The 23,646-nt window shown below is 70.4% G+C and carries 22 protein-coding genes and 1 tRNA gene; 14 read left to right on the top strand and 9 right to left on the bottom strand.

Annotation, left to right across the window (positions count from 1 at the left end; translation table 11 throughout):
• Positions 1-117 precede the first annotated feature (117 nt).
• Together OHT51_RS21750 and OHT51_RS21745 are read left to right on the top strand one after the other, a co-directional pair.
• On the top strand, positions 118-1,587 hold the full coding sequence (locus OHT51_RS21750) for an aminopeptidase P family protein (protein WP_328880595.1): 1,470 nt from the start codon (positions 118-120) through the stop codon (positions 1,585-1,587).
• 157 nt (positions 1,588-1,744) lie between these two features.
• A complete protein-coding gene (locus OHT51_RS21745; RefSeq protein WP_443052528.1) occupies positions 1,745-2,035 on the top strand; it encodes a hypothetical protein in 291 nt (96 codons plus the stop codon).
• Here OHT51_RS21745 and OHT51_RS21740 read toward each other — a convergent pair.
• The 3 genes from OHT51_RS21740 to OHT51_RS21730 form a co-directional block, all read right to left on the bottom strand.
• Complete coding sequence (locus OHT51_RS21740; RefSeq protein WP_328880594.1) at positions 2,010-2,843, bottom strand: triphosphoribosyl-dephospho-CoA synthase; 834 nt, start codon at positions 2,841-2,843, stop codon at positions 2,010-2,012. The genes OHT51_RS21745 and OHT51_RS21740 overlap by 26 nt on opposite strands.
• Positions 2,844-2,853: 10 nt before the next feature.
• Entirely contained in the window at positions 2,854-3,798 is a 945-nt protein-coding gene (locus OHT51_RS21735) for an intradiol ring-cleavage dioxygenase (protein WP_328880593.1), read from the bottom strand.
• 122 nt (positions 3,799-3,920) lie between these two features.
• Positions 3,921-4,370, bottom strand: coding sequence for an ATP-binding protein (locus OHT51_RS21730; RefSeq protein WP_328880592.1), 450 nt, complete (start codon positions 4,368-4,370; stop codon positions 3,921-3,923).
• A 277-nt stretch (positions 4,371-4,647) separates the two neighbouring features.
• On the opposite strand from OHT51_RS21730, the gene OHT51_RS21725 reads away from it, so the two are divergent.
• The 9 genes from OHT51_RS21725 to OHT51_RS21685 all read left to right on the top strand — a co-directional run bounded on the left by OHT51_RS21725 (position 4,648) and on the right by OHT51_RS21685 (position 14,712).
• Entirely contained in the window at positions 4,648-5,487 is an 840-nt protein-coding gene (locus OHT51_RS21725; protein ID WP_328880591.1) for a hypothetical protein, read from the top strand.
• Positions 5,488-5,761: 274 nt separating this feature from the next.
• Positions 5,762-6,499 (top strand): YcnI family copper-binding membrane protein, encoded by a 738-nt coding sequence (locus OHT51_RS21720; protein ID WP_328880590.1) that lies wholly within the window; start codon positions 5,762-5,764, stop codon positions 6,497-6,499.
• 78 nt (positions 6,500-6,577) lie between these two features.
• Positions 6,578-7,243, top strand: coding sequence for an SCO family protein (locus OHT51_RS21715; RefSeq protein WP_328880589.1), 666 nt, complete (start codon positions 6,578-6,580; stop codon positions 7,241-7,243).
• Positions 7,240-7,698 carry a copper chaperone PCu(A)C gene (locus tag OHT51_RS21710; RefSeq protein ID WP_328880588.1) on the top strand — a complete coding sequence of 153 codons (459 nt, stop codon included), beginning with the start codon at positions 7,240-7,242 and terminating at the stop codon, positions 7,696-7,698. The genes OHT51_RS21715 and OHT51_RS21710 overlap by 4 nt, the downstream gene beginning before the upstream one ends.
• A gap of 13 nt (positions 7,699-7,711) precedes the next feature.
• Positions 7,712-9,640 (top strand): copper resistance CopC/CopD family protein, encoded by a 1,929-nt coding sequence (locus OHT51_RS21705; protein ID WP_328880587.1) that lies wholly within the window; start codon positions 7,712-7,714, stop codon positions 9,638-9,640.
• Between the two features lie 8 nt (positions 9,641-9,648).
• Positions 9,649-11,010 carry an iron uptake transporter deferrochelatase/peroxidase subunit gene (gene efeB / locus OHT51_RS21700; protein ID WP_328880586.1) on the top strand — a complete coding sequence of 454 codons (1,362 nt, stop codon included), beginning with the start codon at positions 9,649-9,651 and terminating at the stop codon, positions 11,008-11,010.
• 124 nt (positions 11,011-11,134) lie between these two features.
• Positions 11,135-12,067 carry a prephenate dehydratase gene (gene pheA / locus OHT51_RS21695; RefSeq protein ID WP_328880585.1) on the top strand — a complete coding sequence of 311 codons (933 nt, stop codon included), beginning with the start codon at positions 11,135-11,137 and terminating at the stop codon, positions 12,065-12,067.
• Positions 12,068-12,634: 567 nt separating this feature from the next.
• Positions 12,635-13,912: a serine--tRNA ligase gene (gene serS / locus OHT51_RS21690; protein WP_328880584.1), complete on the top strand. Its 1,278-nt coding sequence runs from the start codon at positions 12,635-12,637 to the stop codon at positions 13,910-13,912.
• Entirely contained in the window at positions 13,909-14,712 is an 804-nt protein-coding gene (locus OHT51_RS21685; RefSeq protein WP_328880583.1) for an HAD family hydrolase, read from the top strand. The genes serS and OHT51_RS21685 overlap by 4 nt, the downstream gene beginning before the upstream one ends.
• 706 nt (positions 14,713-15,418) lie before the next feature.
• Here OHT51_RS21685 and OHT51_RS21680 read toward each other — a convergent pair.
• From OHT51_RS21680 to OHT51_RS21655, 6 genes are all read right to left on the bottom strand, one after another.
• Positions 15,419-15,506, bottom strand: a tRNA-Ser gene (locus OHT51_RS21680).
• A 294-nt stretch (positions 15,507-15,800) separates the two neighbouring features.
• On the bottom strand, positions 15,801-16,043 hold the full coding sequence (locus OHT51_RS21675) for an SGM_3592 family protein (protein ID WP_443052526.1): 243 nt from the start codon (positions 16,041-16,043) through the stop codon (positions 15,801-15,803).
• 162 nt (positions 16,044-16,205) lie between these two features.
• Complete coding sequence (locus OHT51_RS21670) at positions 16,206-16,925, bottom strand: ABC transporter permease (protein WP_328880581.1); 720 nt, start codon at positions 16,923-16,925, stop codon at positions 16,206-16,208.
• A 12-nt stretch (positions 16,926-16,937) separates the two neighbouring features.
• Positions 16,938-17,849 carry an ABC transporter ATP-binding protein gene (locus OHT51_RS21665; RefSeq protein WP_328880580.1) on the bottom strand — a complete coding sequence of 304 codons (912 nt, stop codon included), beginning with the start codon at positions 17,847-17,849 and terminating at the stop codon, positions 16,938-16,940.
• Positions 17,846-18,769 (bottom strand): ABC transporter permease, encoded by a 924-nt coding sequence (locus OHT51_RS21660; RefSeq protein WP_328880579.1) that lies wholly within the window; start codon positions 18,767-18,769, stop codon positions 17,846-17,848. Before OHT51_RS21660 ends, OHT51_RS21665 begins: the two co-directional genes overlap by 4 nt.
• Positions 18,759-19,745 carry an ABC transporter ATP-binding protein gene (locus tag OHT51_RS21655; protein ID WP_328884394.1) on the bottom strand — a complete coding sequence of 329 codons (987 nt, stop codon included), beginning with the start codon at positions 19,743-19,745 and terminating at the stop codon, positions 18,759-18,761. Before OHT51_RS21655 ends, OHT51_RS21660 begins: the two co-directional genes overlap by 11 nt.
• 208 nt (positions 19,746-19,953) lie before the next feature.
• On the opposite strand from OHT51_RS21655, the gene OHT51_RS21650 reads away from it, so the two are divergent.
• From OHT51_RS21650 to OHT51_RS21640, 3 genes are read left to right on the top strand one after another with little or no spacing between them, the layout of a single operon-like run.
• Positions 19,954-20,805 (top strand): M24 family metallopeptidase, encoded by an 852-nt coding sequence (locus OHT51_RS21650; RefSeq protein WP_328880578.1) that lies wholly within the window; start codon positions 19,954-19,956, stop codon positions 20,803-20,805.
• A gap of 8 nt (positions 20,806-20,813) precedes the next feature.
• On the top strand, positions 20,814-22,571 hold the full coding sequence (locus tag OHT51_RS21645) for an SDR family oxidoreductase (protein ID WP_328884393.1): 1,758 nt from the start codon (positions 20,814-20,816) through the stop codon (positions 22,569-22,571).
• The gene (locus OHT51_RS21640; RefSeq protein WP_328880577.1) at positions 22,568-23,593 is read left to right on the top strand and encodes a MerR family transcriptional regulator; all 1,026 of its coding nucleotides are present in this window, start codon (positions 22,568-22,570) and stop codon (positions 23,591-23,593) included. Before OHT51_RS21645 ends, OHT51_RS21640 begins: the two co-directional genes overlap by 4 nt.
• Positions 23,594-23,646 lie beyond the last annotated feature (53 nt).

Below are 23,646 nucleotides of genomic sequence, written 5' to 3'. Positions count from 1 at the left end.
TAACAGGCACGTGGCCTGCGTCATAGCACCGGCGGGCCTCCTGCCCATCGGCCCTGGGACATGTCCCGTACGACCGTACGATGGACGGGGTCCAGTGCCGTATCGAGGAGGAAGACCGTGGCCGACGAGCTCACCCCGGAGACCCCGGAGACCCCGGAGACCGAGTCCGAAGAGCCGATCAAGCAGCGCAAGAACGGCCTGTACCCGGGCGTGTCCGACGAGCTTGCCGAGAACATGAAGTCCGGCTGGGCCGACACGGAGCTGCACGGCCTGGAGCCGATCCCCCAGGCCGCCGAGACCGCCGCGCGGCGCGCCGCGCTGTCGGCGCGGTTCCCGGGCGAGCGGCTGGTGATCCCCGCGGGCAACCTGAAGACGCGCTCGAACGACACCGAGTACGCCTTCCGGGCGTCGGTCGAGTACGCGTACCTCACGGGCAACCAGACCGAGGACGGTGTGCTCGTCATGGAGCCCGCCGCCGACGGTCACAAGGCGACGATCTATCTGCTGCCGCGCTCCGACCGCGAGAACGGCGAGTTCTGGCTGTCCGGACAGGGCGAGCTGTGGGTCGGCCGCCGGCACTCGCTCACCGAGGCGGAGAAGCTGCACGGCATCCCCGCGTCCGACGTGCGCGAGCTGGCGGACGCGCTGCGTGAGGCCACCGGTCCGGTGCGGGTCGTCCGGGGCTTCGACGCCGGCATCGAGGCCGCGCTCACCGACAAGGTCACCGCCGAGCGGGACGAGGAGCTGCGGGTCTTCCTGTCCGAGGCGCGGCTCGTCAAGGACGAGTTCGAGATCGGCGAGCTGCAGAAGGCCGTCGACTCGACCGTGCGCGGCTTCGAGGACGTGGTGAAGGTCCTCGACAAGGCCGAGGCGACCTCCGAGCGCTACATCGAGGGCACGTTCTTCCTCCGCGCGCGCGTGGAGGGCAACGACGTCGGCTACGGCTCCATCTGCGCGGCCGGTCCGCACGCCTGCACGCTGCACTGGGTGCGCAACGACGGGCCCGTGCGCTCGGGCGACCTGCTGCTGCTCGACGCGGGCGTCGAGACGCACACGTACTACACCGCCGACGTCACGCGCACGCTGCCGATCAACGGGCGGTACAGCGAGATCCAGAAGAAGATCTACGACGCCGTGTACGACGCCCAGGAGGCCGGTATCGCGGCCGTGAAGCCGGGTGCGAAGTACCGGGACTTCCATGACGCGTCGCAGCGGGTGCTCGCCGAGCGGCTCGTCGAGTGGGGGCTTGTCGAGGGGCCGGTCGAGCGGGTGCTGGAGCTCGGGCTGCAGCGGCGCTGGACGCTGCACGGGACCGGGCACATGCTCGGCATGGACGTGCACGACTGCGCTGCCGCGCGTGTGGAGTCGTACGTCGACGGCACGCTGGAGGCGGGCATGGTGCTGACCGTCGAGCCGGGGCTGTACTTCCAGGCCGATGACCTGACGGTGCCGGAGGAGTACCGGGGTATCGGCGTGCGGATCGAGGACGACATCCTGGTGACCGAGGACGGGAACCGGAACCTGAGCGCTGCGCTGCCTCGGCGGTCGGACGAGGTCGAGAGCTGGATGTCCTCCCTGAAGGGCTGATGTGTGATTGATGGCCGGATACCAAGGGTGTCCGGCCATCATTGCGGTCTGCAGGCAGTTCGTGGCCGGTCTCGCCCACGCGGCGGAGCCGCAAAGCGACACAGCCCCGCGCTCCTTCAGGGAGTTGGTGTGGACCTGCACATAGAACTCGCTTCAAGTGGTTGCTGAGATGGGGCAGTCGGCGGGTTCGTCGCAGCTGTCCTTCGACCTGGCTCCCGAGGGCCACGTCGGCGAGTACCAGGGCCTGTTCGGGACCGGCGTCACCGTCGCCCGCACCCTCGGTCCGCTCCTGCTCACGGCCCTGCTGGTGGAGTGGGGGACGCCGGGCTGGCTGCTGCTCGGCGGGGCGATGCCGGGCGCGTCGTACCCGATGGGACCGGCGGCGCGGTGGGCCGCCGGTCGCCGCGCCGAGGACGACCGGGTCAGGCAGCCCGTGCTCGTCCCGTGACGGGCAGGGCGTCCAGGAACAGCGCCCCCGCGAGGAGCCCGGCGCTCCCCCGCGGGCTCCACGCGCGTGCGTGCAGGTCGGCGTCGAGGGCGGTGAGGGCCTCGGCGCCGGCGTCGGTGGCCGTACCGCCCGACTCCAGGACTCCGCGGGCGCCCGCCTGGACGTGCCGCAGTCCCATCGGGCCCGCGGTGTGGAGGAGTTCGGTGTCCTGGAGCGTCGACATCACGGTGAGCAGGGCGTCCAGGCCGGCCTGCTGCTCCGTGGCGCCGGCCGCGCGGGCGGCGGCGAGCGCGTCCAACGCCCGCCGTACGTGCGGGAATCCGGCCCGTGCCTCGCCCCGCGCCCCGGCGGCGCCGTACTGCGCGGACACCGAGGAACCCCGGGAGGGCCTGCGCGGGGCGCGCTTGTCGGTGTGGGCGGCGATGCGCTTGGCGGTCGCGGCGACGTCCCGTGCCCCGGCCCGGGGGTCGAGCGCCGCCGCGGCGACCAGCAGGCCGAGCGTCCACAGCGCGCCCCGGTGGCCGCCGCCCGCGAGGTGCACCGAGTGCTCGGCGCACCTGCCGATCGCGCCGAGTTCGCTGCGGAGGCCGGGCGTCGGCTCACCCGTGCGCCGGGCGGCGGCCGCCATCGCCGCAAGGCCGGGCGTGAGTGCCTTCGCCGACCAGCGCAGCATGCCGTGGTCCCGACGGGTGACGCGGGCGCCCAGGTCGCGCGGGTCGGGCAGGCCCGGCTTGGGGGCCAGGGCCAGCTGCCCGGTCAGCGCGGTCACGGCGGCCTGCGCCAGGGCCTCGTCCTCGCGGCTGCTCATGGCCGTACCCCTAGGAGGAGGCCGAGGCCGACGGGGTGCCGCTGGGCGCGTCGCCGGGGGCGCCGCTCGGCGCGCCGCTCGGGGGCGTGCCGCCACCGCCGCCGCTGCCCGCGCCGGTGTTCTCGGCATCCGGGTCGACGCCGATGGTGAGGGTGCCCTTGTAGCCCTTGGCCGGGTCCTTCTTGTGCACGGCCCCCAGGGTCAGCAGGCCGCTGGAGGCGCCGCCGCCGTCGTAGACCATGTCGTTGTCGAGGGTGGTGTAGCTGCCGGAGTGCTTCGCGTACGGCTCCAGCGTGAAGATCTCCTCGGCGATCGCGTCGTCGAAGAACAGCTGGCCCGTGTAGTTGACCGTGCCGCCCTCGTAGGTGCCGTCCTCCTTCTGGCCGCCGGTGTGCACCTTGAGGTGGATGTGGCAGGTGCGCGGGGTGTACCAGCCCGGGAAGATCGTCTCGAACTTCACGACCCCGTTGGCGTTGGCGATCTGATACCCACGCAGATAGGTGTTGTCGTTCGCGGTCGAGCCGTCCTCGCTCTCGGCGGGCGCGGAACCGCCGGGGTTGGCCGTGGTGTAGCCGGAGTAGTAGCCCCAGGCGTCGCAGTGCCAGATCTCCACGGCGGCTCCCTTGACGGGGGTGCAGCCGTCGGTGGCGTCGACGACGGTGAGGCGCAGCGTCAGCGGGACGCCGCTCTTGCCCTCGGTGATGTTCTTCCGCACCAGGGCGTTGTCGAGGTAGTACGGCCCTTCGGTGACGCTCGACATCAGCGTCATGCAGGTGCCGGCGCTCTCCGAGGCGGTCGTGGTGGCTGTCGCCGCGGCGTCGGTCGCCGTCTCGGCCGTGTCGGCGAAGGCCGCCTGACAGCCCGCGACGGCCAGTCCGCCCGCGGCGACCGTGCCACCGGTCACCACGATCGCGCGGCGCCGGGTGATCGACTTGTCCGTGTGGTTTCCCGTCATGGCCAGGAAGTTAGGGACGCGGCCCGTCAACAGCTTGGGGTGGCACTGTGCGGGGGCTGTGAGTCCCGAGGAAGCTGAAGCCGGCGACGCTCGACGTGACCTACGGCGTTGGGGCGTCGGCGCTACACCGCCATCAGCGACGGGTCCTTCTTCCACTTGAGGATCTTGTCGAAGCTCACCACGGCCCCGCCCCGCCCCGGCTTGTTGCCGAACTGGACGTGGTCGGCGAGTTCCTCGATGAGGCAGAGTCCCCGGCCGTGCTCGGCGTCGGTGGTCGCCGGGCGGGGTGCGCGCAGCGGTGCGGTGAAGCCCGGCCCTGAGTCGGCGACCTCGATGTGGCACTTCTCGCCGTCCAGGTACGCGGTCACGCGGTACGCCGGTGGGGAGCCGTCGGGCGTGGTGTCACCGCCGTGTTCGACGGCGTTGGCGCAGGCCTCGCTGAGGGCGACGGAGAGGTCGTACGACACGTCGGGGTCGACGCCCGCGGTCTCCATGGTGCCGATCAGCAGCCGTCGGGCGAGAGGCACGCTCGCAGCTTCTCGCCGCAAATGGAGTGACCACCAGATGCTCATGCTCCAGCCTCCTGGCTGCGGCTCGACATACCGTTACGTATTGCCACGAGTGCCCATCGGTAAGCACACCATTGACGTGATGCCGCCCATATGGTCGATGCGTCTACGCGGGAATCGGTGTATGTGGGGGCGGCCCACACCAGAGGGTGACCTTCCGGTCGTACGACCCCAATGACCCGTACTGCCCCTATGCCCCGTACGTCCCCCTACCGCTCGTATGTCATCTTGCGGACCTGCCGTATGGCGGTCATAAGGCCAGTGCGATGATGACCCCGCCATGACTGCCCCCCACCCGCGCACGGTGCGCTCCGGGAGTGATCTCCGGATACTGCGGGCCGCGGTGTTCGCCGCGGTCTGCGTCGTGCTGGCCGGGGTCGGGCATGTGCTGGGTTCCTGCGCCACGGTCCCGCTGTGGACGCTGGGCGCGGGGTTCCTGGGAGTCCTCCTGGTCACGGTGCCGTTCACCGGGCGTGAACGCTCGCTGCCCGGGATAGCCGCGCTGCTCGCGGCCGGCCAGACCGTCCTGCACACGCTGTTCGGGCTGGGGCAGCACGGGGCGGGTGCCGGGGCGGCCACCGGGTCCTCCGCGACGTCCGCCTCTCTGTCGGACGCCGCACTGGTGGAGCAGGCCGCGCGGCTGGTCTGCGGGACCGCCGCTGCGGCGATCAGCCCCGCCCAGGCCCAGCGGCTCCTCACCGAGGCGCGGTTGAACCCGGCCGCCGGGGCACACGCGTCACACCCGTCGGCGGACGCCATGTCTGCCGCCACCAACTCCTCGGCATCGCTGCTGCCGTCCCTGCCCATGGTGCTCGCCCACGTTCTCGCGGCGGTCGTCGCGGGGTGGCTGCTGCGGCGCGGGGACCTGGCCCTGCTGCGGATCGCCGAGATGTCCGCGGTGTCGGCGCATGTGGTCGCCGAGGGGGCGCTCGTACGTTCCCTGCGCGGGGCGCTCGCGCTGGTGCGCACCCTGCGAGCCGGACTCCCGGGCGCGCCCGAGGCGGGGCCGCGGCTGCCGCGCGCCGAGACGCTCGGGCGGTCCGCACCCCGCACCGTCGCCCTCCAGCACACGGTGATCAGGCGCGGCCCGCCGGTCGCCGCGCTGATCCTCGCCGCCTGACACGACGCGACCGCCACTCCACCGAGGTGGGGACGAGGGCCGCCGTCGTGCGGCACGCGCGCGTGCCCGCGTGCACCGATCGAGGAAGAGGGGCTTCCGCCTCCGGACTCCTGGCCCTCGGAGTTCTGAACTCCGGACCTCTGGACTGCTCCGGACTTCCGGACTCCCGGACTTCCGGAGGGACACCTCTTTTCCGTCTGATCGGGCACCCCCGCGCACGCGTACTCCTCTTCACCACCGGAATCCCGATCTCACTCACAGTGGAGTGCTCAGCATGAAGGTCTCTCGTATCGCCGCCGTCGGCGCTCTCGCCGGCACGGGCGTGCTCGCCCTGTCCGTCCCCGCCTTCGCCCACGTCAGCGTGCAGCCGGAGGGCACCGCCGCCAAGGGCGGTTACGCGGTCGTCGACTTCAAGGTGCCGAACGAGCGTGACGACGCGTCGACCACCAAGCTCGAGGTCACCTTCCCGACCGACCACCCGCTGGCCTCCGTGATGCCGGAGGCCATTCCCGGCTGGAAGGCCGAGGTCACCAAGTCCAAGCTGGACAAGCCGCTGGAGATGCACGGCAAGAAGATCACGGAGGCGGTCAGCAAGGTCACCTGGACCGCCGACGGCGAGGGCGTCAAGCCCGGCTTCTTCCAGAAGTTCCCCGTCTCCGTCGGCACCCTGCCCGAGGACGCCGACGAGCTCGTCTTCAAGGCCATCCAGACGTACTCCAACAAGGAGGTCGTGCGCTGGATCGAGGTGCCGCAGGAGGGCCAGGAGGAGCCCGAGAACCCGGCGCCGGTACTCGAACTGTCCGCCGCCGAGGAGGGCCACCACAGCTCGTCGTCCTCCGACAAGGCTTCGGACTCCGACGATGCCGAGGCCGCCTCCGCGAAGACGGACGCCGCCGAGCCCGCCGACAGCAGCGACACCACGGCCCGCGTCCTTGGCGTGGTCGGCATCGTCGTCGGCGCGCTGGGCGTGGCGTACGGCGTGATCGCCGGCCGTCGGCGCACCGACGCCTGACGGCACCTTCGGTTCACGGCGCGCGCCGGGGCACGCCCCCGGTGCGCGCCGGAGCTCACACAATTGGGACATTTTTCTATGCGTACGAAGACCCGTAAGAAGACCTTTGCCGCGGCCGCCCTGCTCGCCGCCGCCACCCTCTCCCTCTCCGCCTGCGGCAACGGTGACGACAGCGCCGAGCCCGTCACCGTGGTCTCCGAGGAGGCCGGCTCGGACAAGGCCGCCATCGTCCTCGACAAGCCGTTCGAGAAGCCGGACCTGGTCCTCACGGACACGAACGGCAAGAAGTACGACCTCCGCAAGGAGACCAAGGGCAAGCCGACGCTGATCTACTTCGGCTACACCAATTGCCCCGACGTCTGCCCGCTGACGATGAACAACGTCGCCGTCGCCAAGAAGCAGCTGCCGAAGGCCGAACAGGACGAGCTGCGCGTGGTGTTCGTCACGACCGACCCGGAGCGCGACACGGCGCCCGCGCTCGGCAAGTGGCTCAAGGGCATCGACCCGCAGGTCGTGGGCCTGACCGGCAAGTTCGACACCATCCAGGCCGGCGCCCGCACCCTCGGCATCTCCATCGAGCCGCCGCACAAGGACAAGAACGGCAAGGTCGTCTCCACCCACGGCACGCAGGTCGTCGCGTTCTCGCCGAAGACCGACGCCGGGTACGTCCTCTACACCGAGGACGCCACGGTCGACGACTACACCAAGGACCTCCCCAAGCTGATCAAGGGGGCGAAGCCGTGAGGCGGTTCCTCCCGGTGACCGCGGTGCTGACCGGAGCCCTCGTCCTGGCGGGCTGCGGCTCCGGCGATTCCCAGGACGACTCCAAGGCCGAACTGTCCGTCGGCGGCGCCTACATGCCGCAGCCCGTCTCCGACTCCATGGCGGCCGGTTTCCTCACCGTCACCAACAAGGGCGGTACGAAGGACGAGTTGACCTCCGTCACCAGCGACGTCGGCGACGTGACCGCCCACGAGACGATCGGATCGTCGATGCAGGAGGCCAAGGACGTCGCCGTCCCCGCGCACGGTCAGCTCGTCTTCAAGAGCGGTGGCAGCCATCTGATGTTCGAGAAGCTGAAGCGGAAGCCGAAGCAGGGCGAGAAGGTGACCGTGAAGCTCCACTTCGCCGAGTCCGGCACGGTCACCGTCGAGATGCCGGTGAAGTCCGCCACGTACAGCCCGAAGACCGGACACTGAGGGAGAGATCGCCTTGACCCAGACCATCGCCCCCCGCGTCCGGACCCTGGTGCTGCTGCTCCTGGCCGCCACCGGTCTGCTCCTCGCCGGTGCCGGTCCGGTCTCCGCGCACGCCGCGCTGACCGGCAGCGACCCCCAGCAGGGGGCGGTGGTGGACAAGGCCCCGACGCAGGTCTCGCTGACGTTCTCCGAGGGGGTCGCCCTCTCGGACGACTCCCTGCGCGTGCTCGATCCCAAGGGTAAGCGCATCGACCGCGGCGACCCGGCCAACGTCAGCGGCACGACGTACGCCGTGAAACTCCACAGCGGCCTGCCCGACGGCACGTACACCGTCACCTACCAGGTGGTGTCCGAGGACAGCCATCCCGTCGCCGGCGCCTACACCTTCTCCATCGGCGCGCCCTCCCAGACGAGCGTCTCGGTCTCGGGCCAGGAGGCGGGGGGCGGTGTCGTCGGCTGGCTCTACGGGTTCGGCCGGTACGTGTCGTACGCCGGGTTCATCGTTCTGGTCGGCGGCGCCGCCTTTGTGCTCGCCTGCTGGCAGCGCGGGTCGGGCGTGCGGGCGCTGCAGCGGCTCGTCGTCACCGGATGGCTGGCCCTGACCGCCGCCACACTCGGACTGCTGCTCCTGCGCGGCTCGTACACCAGCACCGGGAAGGTCGGCGACGTCTTCGACCTGGACCTGCTCGGGCAGGTGCTACAGACCAAGACGGGTGCGGCACTGGTGTCCCGGCTGCTGCTGCTCGCCGCGGCGGCACTGTTCATCGCCGTGCTGTTCGGGGCGTTCGACAAGCGGGAGGACGAGGAGAAGCGGGACCTGACCTTCGGGCTGGGCATCGGCGGGACCGTCGTGGCGGCCGGGCTCGCGGCGAGCTGGGCGATGTCCGAGCACGCCTCGACCGGGCTCCAGGCCGGGATCGCGATGCCCGTCGACATCCTCCACCTGCTGGCCGTCGCGGGCTGGCTCGGCGGGCTGGCCGCCCTGCTCGTCGCGCTCTACCGGGCGCCCGCGGACACGCCGCTCCCCGGGTCCGCCGTACGACGGTTCTCGCGCGTCGCCTTCGGCAGCGTGCTGGCGCTGGTCGCGACCGGGATCTACCAGTCGTGGCGGCAGCTCGGGTCGTGGTCGGCGTTCACCGGCACGCGGTACGGGCAGTTGCTGCTGGTCAAGATCGGGCTCGTGGTACTGCTGGTGGGGATCGCCTGGATCTCGCGGCGGTGGACCGCCCGGCTGGCGGAGACGGTCGTGGCCAAGCCGCGGAAGGCGACGGAGGACTCCGACGGCGAGAAGGAGCACGCCACGGCCCAGGCCAGTGCGTCCGCCTCCACCTCTGCCGCCGCTTCCGGCAAGAAGGGCGGCGGCTCCGAGCGCGCCGCCCAGCTCGCCCGGCAGCAGGCCGCGATCGACACGGCACGGCAGAAGCAGGAGCGGGACGCCGATCCGAACCGGTTCGGGCTGCGCCGCTCGGTGCTCGCGGAGGCGGGCGTCGCCGTCGTCCTGCTCGCCGTCACCACGATGCTGACGTCGACCGAACCCGGACGTACGGAGGAGGACGCGCGGGCGGTCACAGCGTCCTCGTCCGCCGAGGCGTCGTCGGCCGGCGCGCTGACGCTCGACATGTCCTTCGACACCGGGGGCGAGGACGGCAAGGGTGTCGTACGCATCGACCTCGACCCCGCGCGCGTGGGCGGCAACGAGATGCACGTCTACGTGCAGCGCCCCAACGGCCGGGCCTTCGACATCCCCGAGGTGAAGGTCGCCTTCACCCTCGAGTCCCAGGACATCGGGCCGCTGCCCGTCGTCCCCGACCACATCGCCACCGGACACTGGTCGGCGAGCGGAGTGCAGATCCCCGTGGCGGGCGAGTGGAAGATCACCGCGACCGTGCGGACCTCCGACATCGACCAGACCACTGTCTCCAAGAACGCGCAGATCGGCTGAACCTGACCATGGCTGACCAGTCCATTCCGGAGGCCCGTACGCCCAAGACTCCTGAGCGGGCGCTCAAGGGCGGGAGCCCGCGCAAGAGCGAGACGGCACTTAATGGCGGCGTTTCCGAAAGCGCCCCTATTAAGGGGAGCCTGTCGCGCAAGGAGGGCCTGTCGCGGCGACACCTGCTCGGGACCGCCGGTGCGACCGGGCTGGTGCTCGGTGCGGCCGGTGGGGCGGTGGGCTACGCCGCCCGGCCGGCCGAGGCGACGCCGCTCACCTCGTTGGGCGCCGATCAGGTGATGTTTCACGGGAAACATCAGCCCGGCATCCTCCAGGCACTCCAGGCGCGCGGCCACGTCGTCGCGTTCGACCTGGCGGCGGGCGCGGGCCGCAAGGAGGCGGCGGCGTTGCTGCGCCGCTGGTCGGAGACGGCTCGGCGGCTGATGGCGGGCGAGGCGGCGCAGCAGGACGACACGGATGTCGCCCGGGACGCCGGGCCGTCGTCGCTGACGATCACCTTCGGCTTCGGGCACAGCTTCTTCGCGCGGACCGGCCTGGAGAAGCAGCGTCCGGTCTCCCTGGATCCGCTGCCCGACTTCTCCTCGGACCAGCTCGACAAAGCGCGCAGCAACGGTGACCTGTGGGTGCAGATCGGCGCCAACGACGCCCTGGTCGCCTTCCACGCCCTGCGCGCGATCCAGAAGGACGCGGGCCGGGCCGTCCGGGTCCGCTGGCAGATGAACGGCTTCAACCGGTCGCCGGGTGCCACCGGGCACCCGATGACTGCGCGCAACCTGATGGGCCAGATGGACGGCACGCGCAATCCGAAGCCGACGGAAGCCGACTTCGACGAGCGCATCTTCGTGCCGGAGTCCGGCTCGAAGGACCCGGCCTGGATGGCGGGCGGCTCCTACGCCGTCGTACGCCGCATCCGCATGCTGCTCGACGACTGGGAGCAGCTCTCGGTCAAGGCACAGGAGGACGTCATCGGGCGCCGCAAGTCCGACGGGGCGCCGCTGTCCGGGGGCACCGAGACGACCGAGATGGACCTGGAGAAGACCGACAAGGCAGGGAACCTGGTCGTCCCCATCAACGCCCACGCACGTATCACCCGGCCCGACCAGAACGGCGGGGCGGCGATGCTGCGGCGCCCGTTCTCGTACCACGACGGCATCGACGCGGACGGGGTGCCCGACGCCGGGCTGCTCTTCATCTGCTGGCAGGCCGACCCGCTGCGCGGTTTCGTCACCGTCCAGCGCAAGCTCGACCGGGGCGACGCGCTGTCGAAGTACATCCGGCACGAGGCGAGCGGGCTGTTCGCGGTGCCGGGCGGGGCGGCGGAAGGGGAGTACGTGGGGCAGCGGCTGCTGGAGGGGTGACGGCCGCCCTCCCGGGCCATCGGCGACGTCCGCCCCTTGCGGACCATCGGCCTCGGACCAACCCCTTGTGGCGCCCGGGTGAGATGTGTACGCCGCGTTTCGCAAGGCCCATTAGGGTGAGGTCATGCCAGCGAGCTATGCCTATCTCGGCCCCGAGGGCACCTTCACCGAGGTCGCCCTGCGCACGCTTCCCGAGGCCGCGACCCGGGAGCTGATCCCGTACGTGTCCGTGCAGTCCGCGCTCGACGCGGTGCGCGTCGGCGAGGCCGAGGCCGCGTTCGTGCCGATCGAGAACTCCGTCGAGGGCGGGATCACGACCACGCTCGACGAACTGGTCGCGGGCACGCCGCTGATGATCTACCGCGAGGTGCTGCTGTCGATCACCTTCGCGCTGCTGGTCAGGCCCGGCACGAAGCTGTCGGACATCAAGACGGTCTCCGCGCATCCGGCCGCCCAGCCGCAGGTCCGCAACTGGCTGAAGCGGAACCTCCCGGACGCCCAGTGGGAGTCCGCCGCCTCGAACGCGGACGCCGCGCGTCTGGTCCAGGAGGGCCAGTACGACGCCGCCTTCGCGGGCGAGTTCGCGGCCGCCCGGTACGGCCTGGAGGCCCTGGAAACCGAGATCCACGACGCGGAGAACGCCCAGACGCGGTTCGTGCTGGTGGGCCGGCCCGCCCGGCCCGCGGCGCCGACCGGCGCGGACAAGACGTCCGTCGTGCTGTGGCAGCGCGACGACCATCCCGGTGGGCTGCGCGACCTGCTCGGCGAGTTCGCCACGCGCGGCATCAACCTGATGCTGCTGCAGTCCCGGCCGACCGGCGCGGGCATCGGCAACTACTGCTTCTGCATCGACGCCGAGGGGCACATCTCCGACCGCCGGGTGGCCGAGGCGCTGATGGGGCTCAAGCGGATCTGCCTGGGGGTGCGGTTCCTGGGGTCGTATCCGCGCGCGGACATGAAGCCGGGGGATGTGCAGCCGCCGCGCCTCGGCACGTCGGACGAGGAGTTCGTGTCGGCGGCGGACTGGGTGGCGCGGTGCCAGGACGGGCGGTTCTGAGCGGCCCCTCGGCGGCCGGTGCCGACTGGTGCCGGTGTAGGTTTCCGGCCAGTACTACCAGCGGATTATCGTTATCCACAGAGGTTATCCACAGGTACTCATCTCGACCTGGGGACAAGTCGACAGACAAGCATGAGTCTGTCGACAAATCGCTCTCCAGGCCCTCTAGACGTCCACCGTCACGCAAGTCACCCTTCGTCCACTCTTTTCCTTTGAGCAATCCTTTGGGGCGACCCCTTTCCACTCGAAAGTGCGGATGGTCAGGGTTTGTCCTGGGAATCCTCGACTCGCGCGGCGCCTTACGGAGTGATCAATTCCGAAGTCCACAGTTCATCCACACACCCTGTGGATAACTTCTCGGAGGCTGGGGATCCCTGTGGACAACGGCGACCCAAGTCCCGCTCTCCACAAGGGAATCGAGTCAACCGGCCGCCTCGCGCCTGCCCCGTTCCAGGGAGTGAGACGCCTTTTATTGACACGGTTAGCAATTCCCCCATAACGGTACGTAAGCCGCAGTCCGGAATAGCGAGTCGTGGGCTGTCACCCCTCCCCGGTAGCCTTGAGCGCGTGATTGACCTTCGCCTGCTCCGTGAGGACCCCGACCGAGTGCGCGCCTCGCAGCGCGCCCGTGGAGAGGACGTCGCGCTCGTCGACGCCCTCCTGTCTGCCGACGAGCGGCGCAGGTCGTCCGGCGTCCGCTTCGACGAGCTCCGTGCCGAGCAGAAGCAGCTCGGCAAGCTCATCCCCAAGGCCTCCGCGGACGAGAAGGCCGAGCTGCTGAAGCAGGCCAGCCAGCTCGCCGCCGACGTCAAGGCGGCCGACGCCGAGCGCGACGCGGCCGACACCGAGACCCAGGAACTGCTCCTCCAGCTCGGCAACCTCGTCCACCCGGACGTCCCGGTCGGCGGCGAAGAGGACTTCGTCACGCTGGAGACGCACGGCGAGATCCGCGACTTCACGGCCGAGGGCTTCGAGCCGAAGGACCACCTGGAGCTCGGTGCGCTCCTCGGCGCGATCGACGTCGAGCGCGGCGCGAAGGTCTCGGGCTCGCGCTTCTACTTCCTCACCGGCGTCGGCGCCCTGCTGGAGCTCGCGCTCGTCAACGCGGCGATCAGCCAGGCCACGGCGGCCGGCTTCACGCCGATGCTGACCCCGGCGCTGGTCCGCCCCCAGTCGATGGCCGGCACCGGCTTCCTCGGGCAGGCGGCCCAGGACGTCTACCACCTGGCCAATGACGACCTCTACCTGGTCGGCACCTCCGAGGTCCCGCTCGCGGCGTACCACATGGACGAGATCCTCGACGCCGACAAGCTCCCCCTGCGCTACGCGGGCTTCTCGCCCTGCTTCCGCCGCGAGGCCGGCTCGCACGGCAAGGACACCCGTGGCATCTTCCGCGTGCACCAGTTCGACAAGGTCGAGATGTTCTCGTACGTCGACCCGGCGGACTCGCAGGCCGAGCACCAGCGCCTGCTGGAGTGGGAGAAGCAGTGGCTGACGTCGCTGGAGCTGCCGTTCCGGGTCATCGACGTCGCCTCCGCCGACCTCGGCTCCTCGGCCGCCCGCAAGTTCGACTGCGAGGCGTGGATCCCGACGCAGGGCAAGTACCGCGAGCTGACGTCGACCTCGGACTGCACCGAGTTCCAGTCCCGTCGCCTGTCGATCCGCATGCGTGACGGCAAGCAGGTCAAGCCGCTGGCCACGCTCAACGGCACGCTGTGCGCCGTCCCGCGCACCATCGTGGCGATCCTGGAGAACCACCAGCAGGCCGACGGTTCCGTCCGGGTCCCCGAGGTGCTGCGCCCGTTCCTCGGTGGCCGGGAGGTCCTGGAGCCGGTCGCCAAGTGAGCGCCGGTTTCCCTTACAAGCTGATCGCGACCGATCTCGACGGAACGCTCCTGCGCTCCGACGAGTCGGTCTCGCAGCGCACGCGTGACGCCCTCGCCGCCGCGACCGCCGAGGGCGCCGCGCACATCGTCGTCACGGGCCGTGCGGTCCCCTGGACCCGCCACATCCTCGACGACCTCGGCTACGAGGGCCTCGCCGTGTGCGGCCAGGGCGCCCAGGTCTACGACGCCGGCGAGCACCGCCTGCTGACGTCGGTGACCCTGGACCGTCAGCTGGCGGGCGTGGCCCTGGCCAAGATCGAGGCGGAGGTCGGCCCGCTGTTCATGGCCGCGAGCCGCGACGGACTCGACGGCGACGTGCTGGTCGGCCCCGGCTACTCGCTCACGGGCAAGCTTCCGTCCACGCCGTTCACCGACGCGTCGGATCTGTGGACCGCCCCGCTGAACAAGATCTACATACAGCACCCGGAACTCTCGGACGACGAGCTGGCCAAGGCCGCCCGCAAGGCCGCGGGCGGCTTCGTCACGGTCGCGATGGCCGGCGAGGGCATCGTGGAACTGCTCCCCCTGGGCCTCTCCAAGGCAACGGGCCTCTCCCTGGCAGCCCGCCGCCTGGGCCTGAAGGCCGCCGACACCATCGCCTTCGGCGACATGCCGAACGACATCCCGATGTTCGCCTGGGCCGCACATGGCGTAGCCATGGCCAACGCCCACGTCGAACTGAGAGCGGTGGCCGACGAGGTGACGTCCTCCAACGAGGAGGACGGGATCGCGGTGGTGTTGGAGGGGTTGCTGGGCTGAGGTGGCCTGGGCTGAGGTTGCCCGGGCTGAGGTTGCCGAGCTCAGGTGGCCGAGGCCGACTGCTGCCTCTCGGCGGCCACCGGCCCGGCGTCGGGGCCTCGACTCCGGGGCTGGTGCCCCGTCGGCTGCACGAATCGACGTCGACTGCTCGGCCGACTTCGGCTGGGGCTCGCCTCGGTTGCCGCCCTGGCCCGGACTCTCCGAGCTGACGGCAACTCCCCGGGGCCGGGACAACGCCCGCTCCGGGCTACTGGGCCAACACCGGCCAGCGCCTGCCCGAGCTGACAGCGCCCCCGTTGCCAGGCCCAACGCCCGCTCCGTATTGCCAGGCCGACGGCCACTCCCGATCGTCGGGCAGACGTCGGCTCGTAGTTGCCCCACGGGCGCTGCCCCCTGGTCGGCGGCCGTGGTCCCTGCGAAGCTGCCGGCCGACGCGCCCGCCCGCCCGAGGCCGACGTACCCCCGCGACGTCCGCCGGTCGTACCGGCCCGCAGCAGCGGGCGCCCGCAATCATCGCCCGGGGCGCCTAACTCGCGGGCACGCGTGGCGCCCGGGGCGGCATGGGTGGATGCGGGTGGGTGGGGGTGGGTGCGGGCGGCCCCCGGTACGCCGGGCCACGCGGCCGACCTCTCAGCTGCAGCGCCGGACCGCATTCTCAAGGCACCCCAGCCCTGCAATGCGGCCAAGCCCCAGTGGCAACGTCTCGCGGAGGATGCACGGATCGAACGTGCGCGGGCCTTTCGGACCCGACCACGGTTTAGCAAACCGGTGCCTTACCACTCGGCCAATCCTCCGGGTGGGCGGCCCACGCGAGAGCGACATCGCGTGCTCGAAGCGGCCGCCCCGGGCAGCTCCCCATGCGGTACGGACTCGACGGAGGGGTAGCGATTACTCCGGAGCCCACCGCGGACTGCCCTGAAGGGAGCTGGACGTACTGTCGTGCATCGACATCGCCCTGCTCCTCTCCCAGCAAGTGGCGCCGAACTCACCGTCCGGCGATGTGGACACAACCACTGTGCCTGTACGGAGAGTTGGGCGCCACCGAATAACAAGGCCAGGAAGGAAGCCGGAAGGACGCCGTATGTCCCCTACCGGCGGCGCCACTTACGACGGCGCCCCTTGCTGAAGAACCATCCGGCAGGCGGCTCGTCGGAGCGCCACGGCTGCGGCTCGGGCTTCTCACGGCGCCAGCGCGCGGCCAGCATGCGAGCCCGGGCGGACGGCTCGGCGGTGTCGGCCGCGCGTATGAAGTCGTCGTCCAGGACCAGGCTGTCCCATGTGTCGTCCCCGGACCGTTCGCGATCCTCGTGCTGCGACATGCCGCCTGCCATCCCTGTCCTCCAGTTCGTGCAGTGCACCCCGGTGCATCCCCTTTGCCCAGTGTGCCCGGGCGGAGGTGAAGCCCCCGTCAAGAACGGGCCCCCTCAGGGGCCCGCCTCTTTACACGTCCCTGGCATCTACACGTCACAGCTACCGGCAGGCACCGGCGCCCGTCACTCCTCACCGGCAAGCGTCAGCGACCGCAACTTCTGTCCCGCGTACCAGGTCGCGAGGACGGTCACCACCGCCAGCAGCACCGTCGCGGTGGACAGGGCGACATCCGAGGTCACCATGTCCCCGCCGGCGACCTTCTGCGCCACCGCCAACGCCCACTGCTGGACGCTCAACGTGCGCGCACCCGGCACCAGGGAGCCGAACAGAGCCTCCCAGACGAGCGCGTAGACGAGCCCGAAGACCACCGCGTGCCGGGACACCGTGCCGAGCAGCAGGAAGAGCGCGGCGTAGGCGATGGACGCGACCAGCGCGGCCACCGTGTAGGCGACGGCGATCTGCTGGCCGTTGCCGTTGAGGATGAAGCCCGCGACGAACGTGGGCAGCGCCGAGAACACCATCGTCACGGCGATCGCGACGATCAGCTTGGTGAAGATGATCGTCGGCCGCTTCACCGGCTTGGACAGCAGGTACACCACCGAGCCGTCGTCGATCTCCGGGCCGATCGCGCCGGTTCCGGCGATGACGCCGATGATCGGCACCATGGTGGCGAGCGCCAGCCCGCCGAGCAGGTCCGACGCGGTCTGGTCGTCGGCTCCTGCGAGGGCGCGCACCACCACCGAGATGCCGATGAGCAGCAGCGGCAACGCGCCGAGAATGAGGGCCCGGCGACGGCCGAGCAGGGCCCGGTAGGTAAGTCGGGCGACTGTGGGGTCGTACATCTTTTCGGCCTCCTACGCCGCGACCAGATACGAGAACACGGACTCGAGGGACTCGTCGGACGGCGAGACCGTGAGCAGGCGGATGCCGTGCTCGCGTGCCACCCTCGGCAGCAGGGCGGTGAAGCGACCGAAGTCGACGGCCTGGATGTGCAACGCGCCCTCGGCCAGGTCGACCTCGATCCCGGATGTCGACGGGTCGGCGATCAGCGCCGCCGCGAGGGTGCGGTCGTCGCTGGAACGCACCAGGTAGCGGTGCGGGCGGTCGGTCATCAGACGGCGGATCTTGCGGAAGTCGCCGCTGGCCGCGTGCCGTCCGGCGACCACGACCTCGATGTGCCAGGCGAGTTGCTCGACCTCTTCGAGGATGTGGGACGAGAACAGCACCGTGCGGCCCTCGTCGCCCATGCGTCGCAGCAGGTCCATGAGCTGCATGCGCTGACGCGGGTCCATGCCGTTGAAGGGCTCGTCGAGCAGGAGCAGCGAGGGGTCGTGGACGAGGGCGCTCGCCATCTTCACGCGCTGGCGCATGCCCTTGGAGTACGTGGAGATCTTCCGGTCCTGCGCGTACTCCATCTCGACCGTGGCCAGGGCCTTCTGGGCGGCCTTGGCACCCAGGCCGTGCAACTCGGCGTTGGCGACGACGAATTCGCGGCCGGTGAGGAAGTCGTACATCGCCTCGCGCTCGGGGACGATGCCGATCTGCTTGTAGATCGCCTCGTTGCGCCACACCTGCTGGCCGTCGAGGGTGACGGTGCCGGTGGAGGGGGCCAGGAAGCCGCCCATCATGTTGATGAGGGTGGACTTTCCGGCGCCGTTGGGGCCGAGCAGACCGGTGACACCGGGACCGATCGTCATGGTGATGTCGTTGACGGCGACCACGTTGCCGAACCAGCGGGAGACGTGGTCGATCTGGAGCGTGGTCACAGTCCCACCTTCTTGTAGCGGCGCATCAGGAGGCCGTACGCGGCGGCGATCAGGCCCAGGGTGACGAGTACGTACACAGCGCCTTCGCCGTTGCTCGGGCCCACCCCGCCGGGGAAGGCGGAGGTCGCGCCCAGGAAGGCGGACTGCACACCGTCGATGAGCGTGATCGGCGAGAAGAGGCCGATCCAGGCGATGGCGCCGCTGCTGCCCCCGCCGTCGATGGCCTGCGCGTCGGCGATGGCCTGGAGCGTGGAGACCGCGCCGTAGGAGATGGTCAGCACGGCGATCACGGCCGCGATGCCGAAGCCGCGGCGCGGTGTGACCGACGCGATGACCAGGCCGATTCCGGCGAACAGCAGTGAGAGCAGTGCGACGGACACGAGTCCCTGCGCGAATCCCTTGGTCTGGTCGGCGAAGTCGAGCTTGGCCAGCAGCGCGCCCACGTAGAGCACGAGCAGCGGGGCCGCGGTGAGGAGGAACAGCGCGGAGGCCAGCGCCGCGAACTTCGCGCGGACGTAGTCGGCGGTCTCGATCGGCCGCGAGAAGTACAGCGGCACGGTCTTGAAGCGCAGGTCGCGGGAGACGGACTGCGGTGCCTGCGAGGCGACGTACAGGCTGATCACGGCCTGCATGACGATCGCGTAGCGCGTGTAGTCGACGGGCAGGTCGTTGGCCTTGGTGGCGACCGCGACGGCGACCATGATGGCCGCGGGCACGCACATCACCACGAACAGCAGCATCGGCAGCACCTTGGACTTGACCGAGCGGCCGAGGCCGTAGGAGCCGCGCAGGGACTGCGAGTAGAGGGACCGGGTCGCGTAGGAGCGGCCGAGGCGGGGGCCGTCGTAGCTGCGGTAGCCGATGTTGTGGATGCGGGTCTGGTCACCCGACTGTGTGGTTACGGGCTGCTCAACCGCCATGGCCGACCGCCTCCTTCCGCTGTGCGTCGGTGCTCTGCTCGCTGTGCTCGGTGTCCGTGAAGACCTCCGAGATGTGGTGCCGGCGCTGCTCCATGCGCACCAGGCCGAGCCCGAGGTCGGCGACCACGTCGCGCACCAGGTCGTAGGTCTCCTCGCCCTGCGCGGTGAGCAGCAGGATGTGACCGGCGCCGGGAAGGCCGCCGCTGCCGTCGAGGACCTCCACCCCGCGCGCGTGGAGCGCGTCGCGCACCGCGCGGGTGCCGTCCGGGTGGTCGTCGGTGTCGGTGACCTCGATCGCGAGCGTCGTCGTGGTCTGGGTGAAGTCGGTGGTGGAGCTGGAGCGCAGCAGCTTGCCGCCGTCGATGACGACGACGTGGTCGCAGGTGCGCTCGAGTTCGCCCAGCAGGTGCGAGGTGACCAGGACCGAGATGCCGAAGTCGGTGTGGATGCGGCGGATGAGGCCGAGCATCTCGTCGCGTCCGACCGGGTCGAGGCCGTTGGTCGGCTCGTCCAGGAAGACCAGCTGCGGGTCGTGAACCAGGGCCTGGGCCAGCTTCACGCGCTGCTTCATGCCGGTCGAGTAGCCGCCGATGGGGCGATAGCGCTCCTCGTACAGGCCGACGTGGCGCAGCGTGTCCGCGGTGCGCTCGCGCGCGGCGGCGGGCGGCAGGCCGGACATGCGGGCCATGTGGACGACGAACTCGGTGGCCGAGACGTCGGGCGGCAGGCAGTCGTGCTCCGGCATGTAGCCGACCCGCTCGCGGATGGCGGCGCCCTTGGTGGCGACGTCGAGTCCGAGCACTTCGGCACGGCCCTCGGTGGCGGGGGACAGACCCAGCAGAATCTTGATCATGGTGGACTTGCCGGCTCCATTGGCTCCGACGAGTCCGGTCACCCCGGGCCCGATGTCCATGGTCAGCCGGTCAAGCGCGGTCACCCTGGGGAACCGCTTGCTCAGGCTTTCGGTCGCGATCACAGTCACGGCATAGACGGTAGTGACCCGTACCACTCAGGTCATCAGACCCGAGAGCCGTCTTGGTATCAGACCTCAGGTGTACGGGCGTCTAAGGGTCACCCTGAGGTCTCACGCGATCTATTGACGCAACCTCTAACAACTGTCACATTCATCAGTGTCAAGTTACGGGCACGTACCGCAGTCAGCGTGGACGAGGGTGGGCGGTGGCATGACGACGGCAGTGGAAGCAGGTTCAGGTGAACTGGCCGCGGAACTGCGCGGGTTCAGAAAGGTGCAGCGCCTCGCGTACGAGTGCGCAGAAGCCGTCGCCGCGCAGCTGGAGCCGGGCATCACCGAGCGCGAGGCGGCGCGCATGCAGCGCGAGTGGCTGCGCGAGCGCGGTGTGCGTGACTGGTTCCACCTGCCCTTCGCGTGGTTCGGGGACCGCACGGCGTTCGTGAACTTCCGGGTCCCGCTGCAGTTCTTCCCCACCAACCGGCGCCTGGAGCCCGGGATGCCGTTCATCCTGGACATGGCCCCTGTGTACGACGGCTTCACGGCCGACATCGGCTATTCAGGCTCGCTCGGCATCAACCCGGTCCAGGACAAGTTGATGGACGACCTGGAGGCGCACCGCGAGCTGATCCTGCGCGAGGTGCGCGAGCGCCGGCCGCTGCGGGAGATCTACGACGACGTGGACCGGCTCATGGTCCGCCAGGGCTACGCCAACCGGCACCGCGCCTATCCCTTCGGCGTGATCGCGCACAAGGTCGACCGGGTCAGCCAACGCCGCTGGTCACCGCATGTCTTCGGGTTCGGCACCCAGTCCCTGAAGGGCCTGGCGAGCGACGCGCTGCACGGCCACCGCCAGGGCTGGTCCCCGCTCTGGTCGCCGTACCGCTTCTCCGACCACCCGCCGCAGCCGGGCCTGTGGGCGGTCGAACCGCACCTCGGCTTCAGAGGTACGGGCGCCAAGTTCGAGGAGATCCTGGTCGTCACCGACTCCGAGGACCCCGAGCAGAGCGCCTTCTGGCTGGACGACGATCTGCCGCATGTGCGGCGCTGGGCGGAGGAGAAGTGACGGTGCCGGTGACTCTTCAGGGCGCGCGCGAGCGCCGGGTGCGGACCGGCGACGTCGAGCTGTGCGTCGCCGAGCTGGGCGACCCCGGCCGGCCGACGGTGATGCTCGTGCACGGATATCCGGACAGCAAGGAGGTGTGGTCCGAGGTCGCGCTGCGGCTGGCCGACCGCTTCCATGTCGTGCTGTACGACGTCCGCGGCCACGGACGCTCGACGGCACCGAAGCCGCTGCGCGGCGGGTTCACGCTGGAGAAGCTGACGGACGACTTCCTGGCCGTCGCGGACGCGGTCAGTCCGGGCGGGCCCGTGCATCTGGTCGGGCACGACTGGGGCTCGGTGCAGGCCTGGGAGTTCGCCACGGTCAAGCGCACCGAGGGCCGGATCGCGTCCTTCACCTCGATGTCCGGGCCCTCCCTCGACCACTTCGGCCACTGGATCGGCGGGCGCCTCAAGCGGCCCACCCCGCGCCGGATCGGGCAGCTCCTCGGTCAGGGCGCCAAGTCCTGGTACGTCTACGCGCTGCACACGCCCGTACTGCCCGAACTGGCCTGGCGGGGCCCCCTCGGCAAGACCTGGCCGCGCATCCTGGAGCGCATGGAGAAGGTCCCCGGCGACGGCTACCCGACCTCGTCCCTGCCGACGGACGCGGCACACGGGGCATGGCTGTACCGGGACAACGTACGGGCCCGACTGAGCCACCCGCGCGCGGACGCCTACGCACACGCGCCCGTGCAGCTCATCACGCCCCTCGGGGACGCCTTTCTGTCGGAGCGGCTCTACGACGAACTGGAGCAGTGGGTTCCGCAGTTGACCCGGCGCACGCTTCTGGCGAAGCACTGGATCCCTCGCTCCCGCCCCGACCAACTGGTGTCCTGGATCACGGAGTTCGTGACGTCCGTCGAGGGCGGCCGGCCGAAAGGCGTGACGGCGACCGGGAAGTACGCCGACCGCTTCGGCGGGCAGCTCGTCCTGGTCACCGGCGCGGGCAGCGGCATCGGACGGGCGACGGCGTACGCCTTCGCGGAGGCCGGCGCGCGCGTGGTCGCGGTCGACCGGGACGCCGAGGCCGCGGGTCGCACGGCCGAGATGTCCCGGCTGATCGGCGCACCCGACGCCTGGGCCGAGACGGTCGACGTCTCCGACGAGCAGGCCATGGAGAAGCTCGCCGAAAAGGTCGCCACCGAGTACGGCGTAGTGGACGTCCTGGTGAACAACGCCGGGATCGGCCTGTCGGGCTCCTTCTTCGACACCACACCGGAGGACTGGAAGAAGGTCCTCGACGTCAATCTGTGGGGCGTTATCCACGGCTGCCGGCTGTTCGGCAAGCAGATGGCCGAGCGCGGACAGGGCGGCCACATCGTCAACACCGCCTCGGCGGCGGCGTACCAGCCCTCCAAGGCGCTGCCCGCCTACAGCACGTCCAAGGCGGCCGTACTGATGCTCAGCGAGTGCCTGCGCGCCGAGCTGGCCGGCCAGGGCATCGGCGTCACCGCGATATGCCCCGGCTTCGTCAACACCAGCATCACCTCGACCGCGCGCTTCGCCGGTGTCGACGCCGATGAGGAGAAGCGCCGCCAGAAGAAGTCCGCGCGGCTGTACGGGCTGCGGAACTATCCGCCGGAGAAGGTCGCCGACGCGATCCTGCGGGCCGTGGTGCGGGGCGATGCAGTTGTTCCTGTGACGCCGGAGGCGCGTGGGGCGTATCTCATGTCGAGGTTCACACCGAAGGCGCTGCGCAGGATCGCGCGGTTGGAGCCGCCGCTATGAGCGACGGGGGTCCCGCGCGCGGAGGAGCGGTTGCCGGCGAAGGCCTGTCCGGGAGGCGCGGTGAGGCAGGGCGTGCGGCCGAGGCGGCGCCTGCACCCGCCTACCGGATCGAGGACCTCGCGCACCTCAGCGGCGCCACCGTCCGCACCATCCGCGCCTACCAGGACCGAGGCCTGCTCCCCCGCCCGGAGCGCCATGGCCGGGCGAACCTCTACGCGGACGCCCATCTCCACCGCCTGCGCCAGATCGCCGATCTCCTCGACCGCGGGTACACCCTGGCGTCCATCAAGGAGCTCCTGGAGGCCTGGGACGCCGGTCGTGGCCTCGGTGGGGTGCTCGGGCTGGTCGCCGAGGTGGACGGGCCGTGGACCGACGAGGAGGCGGTACGGATCTCGCGTGCCGAGCTGGAGGAGCGCTTCGGCGGCACCCCGGACGACGCGGCGGTGGCCGAGGCCGTGGAGCTCGGCGTACTGGAGCCGGTCCCCGGCGACGAGGACTCGTTCGTCGTTCCGAGTCCTCAAGAACTAGCGGTGGCAGTCGAGTTGCACTCGGCCGGGGTACCGCTGTCCGCGATCTCGGGTCATCTAAGGGAGTTGAGGGGCCAGGTCGAGCACATCGCCGCCCGTTTCCTGGAGTTCACCACCGAACACGTCTTCGCCCGTTACCTCGACGGCGCCCACCGTCCGACGGACGCGGAGGCGGCCGAGGCGGCCTCTCTCGTACGGCGGTTGCGTCCACTCGCCCAGCACACCGTGGACGCGGAACTCGCCCGCGCCATGAGGCGGTTGGCTGTGCGACATCTGCGTCAGCACCTCGGCGCGGACGAGACGCCCGAACTTCAGAATCGGACGAGATCTGTGCCCGTACCCGAGGAGACAATGCAGGCCGTCGAGCGTTTGGTTGGAGCGAGGCAGTCAGCCGAGTTCGTCGCGCTGGCCGCCGAACGGGAGGTGCAGGCAAGGGCCTTGGACCGCCTCGCCGCAAATCACAGCTCATCAGGTGATCTTGACGAAGCCCCTTGAAACGACGGCTCGTTGTCCACAGAATCGCCAAATCCCCTGTGGATAACCGCACT

The organism is Streptomyces sp. NBC_00299 (genome assembly GCF_036173045.1).
GTDB lineage: Bacteria > Actinomycetota > Actinomycetes > Streptomycetales > Streptomycetaceae > Streptomyces > Streptomyces machairae.
The sequence above is the reverse complement of the archived record's forward strand: the minus strand, read 5'-3'. Positions and strand labels throughout refer to the sequence as shown.

Bases quoted from the DNA above. Each gene is read 5' to 3' on its own strand.
- OHT51_RS21725 (WP_328880591.1), top strand. From the start codon at position 4,648: ATGACTGCCCCCCACCCGCGCACGGTGCGCTCCGGGAGTGATCTCCGG.
- OHT51_RS21720 (WP_328880590.1), top strand. From the start codon at position 5,762: ATGAAGGTCTCTCGTATCGCCGCCGTCGGCGCTCTCGCCGGCACGGGC.
- OHT51_RS21735 (WP_328880593.1), bottom strand. From the start codon at position 3,798: ATGACGGGAAACCACACGGACAAGTCGATCACCCGGCGCCGCGCGATC.
- OHT51_RS21640 (WP_328880577.1), top strand. From the start codon at position 22,568: ATGAGCGACGGGGGTCCCGCGCGCGGAGGAGCGGTTGCCGGCGAAGGC.
- pheA (WP_328880585.1), top strand. From the start codon at position 11,135: ATGCCAGCGAGCTATGCCTATCTCGGCCCCGAGGGCACCTTCACCGAG.
- OHT51_RS21675 (WP_443052526.1), bottom strand. From the start codon at position 16,043: ATGGCAGGCGGCATGTCGCAGCACGAGGATCGCGAACGGTCCGGGGAC.
- OHT51_RS21660 (WP_328880579.1), bottom strand. From the start codon at position 18,769: ATGGCGGTTGAGCAGCCCGTAACCACACAGTCGGGTGACCAGACCCGC.
- efeB (WP_328880586.1), top strand. From the start codon at position 9,649: ATGGCTGACCAGTCCATTCCGGAGGCCCGTACGCCCAAGACTCCTGAG.
- OHT51_RS21715 (WP_328880589.1), top strand. From the start codon at position 6,578: ATGCGTACGAAGACCCGTAAGAAGACCTTTGCCGCGGCCGCCCTGCTC.
- OHT51_RS21650 (WP_328880578.1), top strand. From the start codon at position 19,954: ATGACGACGGCAGTGGAAGCAGGTTCAGGTGAACTGGCCGCGGAACTG.
- OHT51_RS21730 (WP_328880592.1), bottom strand. From the start codon at position 4,370: ATGAGCATCTGGTGGTCACTCCATTTGCGGCGAGAAGCTGCGAGCGTG.
- OHT51_RS21740 (WP_328880594.1), bottom strand. From the start codon at position 2,843: ATGAGCAGCCGCGAGGACGAGGCCCTGGCGCAGGCCGCCGTGACCGCG.
- OHT51_RS21670 (WP_328880581.1), bottom strand. From the start codon at position 16,925: ATGTACGACCCCACAGTCGCCCGACTTACCTACCGGGCCCTGCTCGGC.